Raw genomic sequence first — 6,400 nt, forward strand, 5'->3', positions numbered from 1 at the left:
GCTATGCGAACTACACCGTCCGACCGGAACCTCCATCCGAGCCGAAGGCCGCCCGAGACGCCGATAGCCGCCACTGGCCATTCGCTGCGGCGGTCGGCCGCAGGCGGTTCTTCGTGCTGCTGGTCAGCGCTGGACAAGGTCCCCCCAGGGAGCGTGATGACGAGATCCTACGAGTTGGCAGGGAGTGTCGGCGGTGGCAGCCCGGGCGGGGCTTCCGGCCCGGGCTGCCACCTGTGTCACGCGTTCGGCGTCACGTGTTCGGCCAGCCGTGGTGGGCCAGGCCGCCGGGGTTGGTGAGGGCGCCGTGGATGCCGGCGGCCGGGTAGGGGATCAGGTCTTCGGGCAGGCCGTCCTCCGTGAACCAGCGCAGGTCCAGGCACTTGTCGGGTTCGCGGTTGTCCGGTTCGCCCTCCCATTCGGTGGCGAGGTAGAACAGCCCGAGGCGGACGAGGGTCGGGCCCTGGTGGTGCAGGACGGTGTGGGCGAGCCGGAGGTGGTCCGGGTCGACCACGAGGCCGGTTTCCTCCTCCAGTTCGCGGGCGGCGCCGTCGGCCGGCTTCTCGCCGGGGTCGAGTTTGCCGCTGGGGGCGTGCCACTGGCCGTATCCGTAGGGGGCGCCGCGCTGGGACAGCAGGATCTTGCCGTCCGGGGTGCGTGCGATCACGTGGACGTCGACCACCGGCGGCGCGACGGCCAAAGCGGCGGCCGGCGCGGCGGGGCTGGTGTTGCTGGTGCTCATGTTCTGTCTAACTCCCGTACGGGGTTTTGGTGTTGATCGTCCTGGCGGGGACGGCTTCCAGGATGGCCTGTGCCGTCTGTTCGGGGGTCAGGTGGGTGGTGTCGACGGTGTGGAGCCGGTAGCCGAGCCGTTCCAGGACGGGGATGGCTTCCTGGTAGAGCAGGAGTTCGCGGGCGGTGGCGGTGACGGTGGTGGACTTGCCCAGGCCGCTGGGCCCGTCCACGGTCAGCAGCAGGCCGTTCACGCGGTCACCTCCTGGCGGGCCGTGGTGGTGTTGCGGTGGTGCTGTTCGCGGGTGAGGTCGGCGAGCCAGGTGTGGAGCTGGGTGAGGGGGACGGTGCCGAACTGCTGGCCGGTGCCGAAGTTGAACTCGTCGCGGCCGCGCATGGCCTCGTCGGTGCCGTGGTCGGTGAGGTCGATGTCCTGGTAGGTCTGCATGGCCTCGGGGTCGTAGCCCTGCTGGACGAGGCGGTGGAAGACCGGGCTGCCGGGGTAGGGGCGGAAGGTGAAAGCGGAGGCGCGGAACGTGCCCGGCGACCGGTCGGACAGGGCCCAGAGCCGTCGGATGTGGGCGAGGGTGGCGAGCGCGTCGTCACGGGTCTCGCCGGGGTAGCCGAGGATGAAGTAGCCCTTGACGTTGGACTCGATGCCCAGCGCGACCTCCCGCAGCCCGTTGGCGCGCCGGCACTCAGCGGTCAGACCCCCACCCTGCGCGTGCCGCATACGACTGGAATGCCGCAAGGACTACTTTCCGTAACTGCCGATAACTGGCTCTCACTTGCGCTGACGCAGAACCCACTGACACGACTGCTGGGACTGGCAAGGCTGCACCTCCACTCCACCACCGGCCCGGTGCGCGTCTCCGCCCGCTTTCGTGACCAGGGCGAAGCTCGCACCTTCCTCCAAGCCCAGGCCAGTAGTGCTCGGAGACCAGGCCGTAGTGGGCCGTGCCGTAGCTGATGCTGAGCTCGTCGTCTCGGCAGGGCCCTGCCGGCGTCGCCGGCACATTCGGCTGGACCTGTCCGAGGGCGCCGACGACATGGACGAACTGCTCCACGACTGGCCGACAGAAAGGGCCCCCATACGATGGCGCGACGGTCGCACCCTCGCCATCCCCAGCGGAGAGAACGCCTTCCGGTTATGGGGAACATCACGGACCCCGCCAACCAGACGTCCGTCGCCCCGCCCCCGGTCGGCCACACCGCACGGACTGACTCCGTGTCGTTCGCCCGTGACGGGCACATGGACGAGGCCCCGACCCCCGGAATCCTCCGTACCGGGTCGGGGCCTCTCCCGCGTGCTGCGGATCAGGCGGCGACGAGCCGTCCGCGCTTGAGCTGGAGGATCTGGTCGCAGGCGGCGGCGACCTCGCGGGAGTGGGTGACGAGGATGACGCACTTGCCTTCGTCGTGGGCGAGGCGGCGGAAGACGCCGACGATGGACTCGGCGGTGTCGTGGTCGAGGGCGCCAGTGGGCTCGTCCGCGAAGAGGATGTCCACCTCGCAGGCCAGGGCCCGGGCGATGGCGACGCGCTGCTGCTGGCCGCCGGAGAGCTGGAGCGTGCGCCGGTTGTGCTCGGTCTTCTCCACACCGAGGAGTTCGAGGAGTTCGACGGCGCGCTGCTTCCGGGCCCGGGAACCGGCCTTGACCCCGGTGATCTCCATGGCGGAGGTGATGTTCTGCACCGCGGTCATGTAGGTGATGAGGTTGAGGGACTGGAAGACGGTCGCGGCGTGCCGGTTGCGGTAGCGGCCCAGCCCGATCTCGGCGATGTCGCGGCCCTTGAAGCGGATCGTGCCGGAGGTGGGCGAGTCGAGCCCCGAGGCGAGGGAGAGGAGGGTGGTCTTGCCGGAGCCGGACGGGCCGACGATCGCGTACATCCGGCCGGCCTCGAAGCGCTGGTGGACGTCCTTGAGGATGGTCCGCTTGTGGTTCTTGGCCGGGACTGTGCGGGCCACGCCGGACACTTCGAGGACAGCGGGCCCGTGCCCGGTAGCGGAGTCGGCGGCGTCGGTGAGGTGGGTGCTCATGGCGGGTCAGTCGCCCTTCGTGAGGATGTCGCGGGGACTCATGCGCATCACGCGGATGCCGGGCAGGACGGTGGCGACCGCGGCGATGCCGAGCCCGAGGACGCCGACCTGGGCGATGTCGGACGGACCGACCTTCACTTCCAGGGAGTCGATCGGATCGACCTGCGGTCCGTCGTCCTTGGTGCCGCCGCCGATGCTGCTGTAGTCCTGCTCGGGGGTCCTCTTACCCGCGTCGTCCTTCGCGGAGGAGACCTCGCCGGCCAGCAGGCCGTCGCCGATGGGCTGGGCGAGTGCCTGGGAGGCGGCCGAGGCGATGCCGATGGCGATCAGCGCGCAGGCGAAGATCTCCACGAGGTGCTGGCCGAGCAGCAGCGGCTTCTTCTCGCCGAGCGCGAGGAGGATGCCGAGCTCCTTGCGGCGTTCGCGCAGCGCCGAGGCGATGATGAGGGCGAGGATCGCGGTGCCCGCGAGGGCGACGAGCCAGACGGTGAGGCCGGCGAAGCCCGCGGTGCGGGTGATGGGGCCGACGAGGGCCTGGTACTGCTTGTCGTTGACGGTCAGGGGGAAGATCTTGGGGTCCACGCCGGCGGCCGCGGCGTCCTTCTTCAGCCGGTCGAGATCGTCGGGGTTCTTCAAGCTGAAGGTGGCCGACTTGAGGATGCCGTCGGTGCCGTCCTTGCCCAACAGGAGCGAGCTGCCCAGCGGGGTGGTGTAGATCTTGTTGGCGGGATCCATCATCGCGGGAACGTAGGCACCGGTGTCGGCGGTGCTGTTCTTGTAGATGCCGACGACCTTGAAGGAGAGGTCGGCGTCACTGCGCTGCTTGCCGTCCGCGGGGATCTCGCCCACCTTGAGCTTGACGACGTCCCCGACCTTGATCTTGTTGTCATTGGCGACGCGTTCCTCGATGACGATCTCGTCCTTGGCGCTGGTGGGGGTGATGCCCCGGCCCGAGATGATTTTCGAGTCGCCGTTGCGGAAGTCCTTCTCCTGGTTCAGGTCGCGAATTCCGGAAGCCGAGAAGAAGTCCGTTGCCTCGGCGTTCTGGCCGGGTGGTGTCGGAACCGGCTGGTGCAGTTTCAGCCCGGTTCCGGGGCGCCCGACGCTCCCGACGGCGTAGTTGCAGCCGGTCACCGCGGAGGACGCGCAGATGTGGTCGACGAGGCTGCTGCGCAGCTCGCCCTTCGAACCGATCGTGCTGGGCCGTCCGCCACCGCCGGCGTTGGTTCCGCCGGAGTTGATGAGCGCGTTGATGTCGAGCTGCATCGTGGCGACGACCCCGACCTTCCTCTTCGCATCATCGGCCGCGCGCGCCGCGGCAGACTGGATGAGGAATCCGGAGAGAACGAGCGTGCAGATGACGGTGAAAAGGCCGATCAGCATGGCGGTTTTCCCGAGCTGTCCGGTCAGCCGCCACCAGGCCCGTTTGAATAGATTCATGGCAACGACGCTATCGGCCAGCGCATTTCACCCGTATGTGATGCCCGACGGCCCGGCACCGAGGCCTCACATACCGCTCACACACCCGGTACGGTACATATGGAAGTGTCCCGTAATTCCGTGGGTCGATATTCCGACCCGCCTTCGGGCTCTCATCGAATTCTCACCCGAAGGGACGTCTCCGCCGTGCGGATACTGATCGTCGAGGACGAGGCACCGCTCGCCCGCCTGCTCCAGATGCGCCTCGGCCGCGAGGGCATCGCCGCCGACATCGCACCCGACGGCGGCGCGGCGCTGGAGCGGGTACGGATCCACGACTACGACGTGGTCGTACTGGACCGGGACCTGCCCGTGGTCCACGGGGACGAGGTGTGCCGCCGGATCACCGGGATGGGCCTGGGCGCACGGATCCTGATGCTGACCGCGGCCGGGACACTGGACGACAAGGTCGCCGGCTTCGGCCTGGGGGCGGACGACTACCTCCCCAAGCCCTTCGACCTGCCCGAGCTGATCGTCCGGCTCCGCGCCCTGCACCGCAGGAGCGGTACCACGTACGCCCCCGTGCTGGAGCAGGCCGGCATCAGCCTGGACACCCACCGCCGACAGGTGACCCGCGACGGTACGGAGATCCGGCTCACCCCGAAGGAGATCGCGGTCCTCGAACTGCTCATGCGCGCCGACGGCGGAGTCGTCAGCAGCGCGGACCTGCTGGACAAAGCCTGGGACGGACAGACCGACCAAGGCGGCAATGTGGTCCGGCTCGTGGTGCACACCCTGCGCCGCAAACTCGGGGACCCGAAGATCGTGCAGACCGTCATCGGGACGGGCTACCGCCTGGGCGCGGCGTGAGACGCGGGCGCCGCCTGCTCGGCCTGCACCACCTCACTCGCCCCCTCAGCCTGCGCAGCCGGCTGACCTTCGGGTTCGCCGTCGCACTGGCCGCGAGCGCCCTGCTGATGCTGACCGTCGTCTACGTCGGCATCCGCTGGCTGCCGACCTACGACCTGACCACGGTGGTCACCGTACCGCCCGGCACCAGCTCCACCCCGGCCCACCCCTACCCGCCCACCGACGGACACCCCATGCCACCGGGGTCCGACGAGATCGGGACCCGGGCCCCGTTCCCCGGCGAGCGGATCCAGGGCCCCCATTCCACGATCCGCACCAAAGAGGACGTCTGGAACACCGTCCTCGCCGTCTCCACCGCGGGCGTGCTCATCGTCGCCACCGCAGGCCTGCTGGCCGGCCGCAGGATCGCGGGCAGGCTGCTGGCCCCGCTGAGCGAACTCAACCGGGCCGCGACGAGCGCCGCCGAAGGTGACCTCTCCCACCGCATCAACGCCTCCGGGCCCGACGACGAACTGCGCCGCCTCGCCGACACCTTCGACGTCACGCTCGCCCGCCTGGAGGAGTCCTTCTCATCGCACCGGCGGTTTGCCGCCAACGCCGCCCACGAGCTGCTCACCCCCCTGTCCACGACGAAGACCGCCCTGACCATGCTGGGAGACCGTCCGGACCGTGAGGAGTTCGCCGAGATCCTGCCCATGCTCGGTGAGGCGAACGAGCGCAACATCAGGGTCGTCAAGGAACTCCTGAACCTGGCCGCGGCCGAACACCTCACCTTCGACCCCGAGCCCGTCGACCTCGCGGCCCTCGCGGAAGAAGCCGTGACCGCGGCGACCGCCGGGCAGTCCGCGCACGGACCGGAGTTCGTCCTCACCGCGGATGACCCCGACTGCCTGGTACGGGGCAATGCCGTGCTGCTGGGCCGGCTGGTCGGCAACCTCGTCGACAACGCGGTCAAGCACAACACCGGCGAACTGGGGGCCCGGGTCACCGTGGACGTCGCCACCGAGTCCCGGTCCACCGCCCCGGACGACGGACCCGGCGCGGTGCACCTCACCGTCACGAACACCGGGCCCGTCGTCGACCCGGCCGTCGTCGACCGCCTCTTCGAACCCTTCTACCGGGCCCGGCCCCGCCTCGACAGCGCCCACGGACACGGACTCGGCCTCGCCCTGGTCCAGGTCGTCGCCCGGGCCCACGGCGGCACCGTCCACGCCACCGTGCTCCCGGCGGGCGGCCTCGCCGTCCACGTCAGGCTTCCCGCGGCGGCGCCTTCGCCGTACGAATCGGCTTGATCCGAGGAGGGCCGCTGCACTCCTACTGCTCACAACCGGGTGCGCCATTT

Annotated in this window: 7 protein-coding genes; 2 read left to right on the plus strand and 5 right to left on the minus strand. The window is 69.6% G+C overall.

Annotated features, from left to right (window positions below):
• Positions 1–250 precede the first annotated feature (250 nt).
• From J0670_RS26435 to J0670_RS26455, 5 genes are all read right to left on the minus strand, one after another.
• Positions 251–739, minus strand: coding sequence for an NUDIX domain-containing protein (locus J0670_RS26435; protein WP_243437551.1), 489 nt, complete (start codon positions 737–739; stop codon positions 251–253).
• A 7-nt stretch (positions 740–746) separates the two neighbouring features.
• Positions 747–983 carry a hypothetical protein gene (locus J0670_RS26440; protein ID WP_207814179.1) on the minus strand — a complete coding sequence of 79 codons (237 nt, stop codon included), beginning with the start codon at positions 981–983 and terminating at the stop codon, positions 747–749.
• Positions 980–1,462, minus strand: a complete 483-nt coding sequence (locus J0670_RS26445; RefSeq protein WP_207814180.1) for a hypothetical protein — start codon at positions 1,460–1,462, stop codon at positions 980–982. Before J0670_RS26445 ends, J0670_RS26440 begins: the two co-directional genes overlap by 4 nt.
• A gap of 584 nt (positions 1,463–2,046) precedes the next feature.
• Positions 2,047–2,769 carry an ABC transporter ATP-binding protein gene (locus tag J0670_RS26450; RefSeq protein WP_207814181.1) on the minus strand — a complete coding sequence of 241 codons (723 nt, stop codon included), beginning with the start codon at positions 2,767–2,769 and terminating at the stop codon, positions 2,047–2,049.
• Between the two features lie 6 nt (positions 2,770–2,775).
• Positions 2,776–4,209, minus strand: coding sequence for an ABC transporter permease (locus J0670_RS26455; protein ID WP_207814182.1), 1,434 nt, complete (start codon positions 4,207–4,209; stop codon positions 2,776–2,778).
• 186 nt (positions 4,210–4,395) lie between these two features.
• On the opposite strand from J0670_RS26455, the gene J0670_RS26460 reads away from it, so the two are divergent.
• On the plus strand, positions 4,396–5,058 hold the full coding sequence (locus tag J0670_RS26460; RefSeq protein ID WP_207814183.1) for a response regulator transcription factor: 663 nt from the start codon (positions 4,396–4,398) through the stop codon (positions 5,056–5,058).
• On the plus strand, positions 5,055–6,350 hold the full coding sequence (locus J0670_RS26465; RefSeq protein ID WP_307806702.1) for a HAMP domain-containing sensor histidine kinase: 1,296 nt from the start codon (positions 5,055–5,057) through the stop codon (positions 6,348–6,350). Before J0670_RS26460 ends, J0670_RS26465 begins: the two co-directional genes overlap by 4 nt.
• Positions 6,351–6,400: the final 50 nt, after the last annotated feature.

This window comes from Streptomyces sp. FH025, from assembly GCF_017427025.1.
Classification (GTDB): Bacteria; Actinomycetota; Actinomycetes; order Streptomycetales; family Streptomycetaceae; genus Kitasatospora.

Bases quoted from the DNA above. Each gene is read 5' to 3' on its own strand.
- J0670_RS26435 (WP_243437551.1), bottom strand. From the start codon at position 739: ATGAGCACCAGCAACACCAGCCCCGCCGCGCCGGCCGCCGCTTTGGCC.
- J0670_RS26445 (WP_207814180.1), bottom strand. From the start codon at position 1,462: ATGCGGCACGCGCAGGGTGGGGGTCTGACCGCTGAGTGCCGGCGCGCC.
- J0670_RS26450 (WP_207814181.1), bottom strand. From the start codon at position 2,769: ATGAGCACCCACCTCACCGACGCCGCCGACTCCGCTACCGGGCACGGG.
- J0670_RS26455 (WP_207814182.1), bottom strand. From the start codon at position 4,209: ATGAATCTATTCAAACGGGCCTGGTGGCGGCTGACCGGACAGCTCGGG.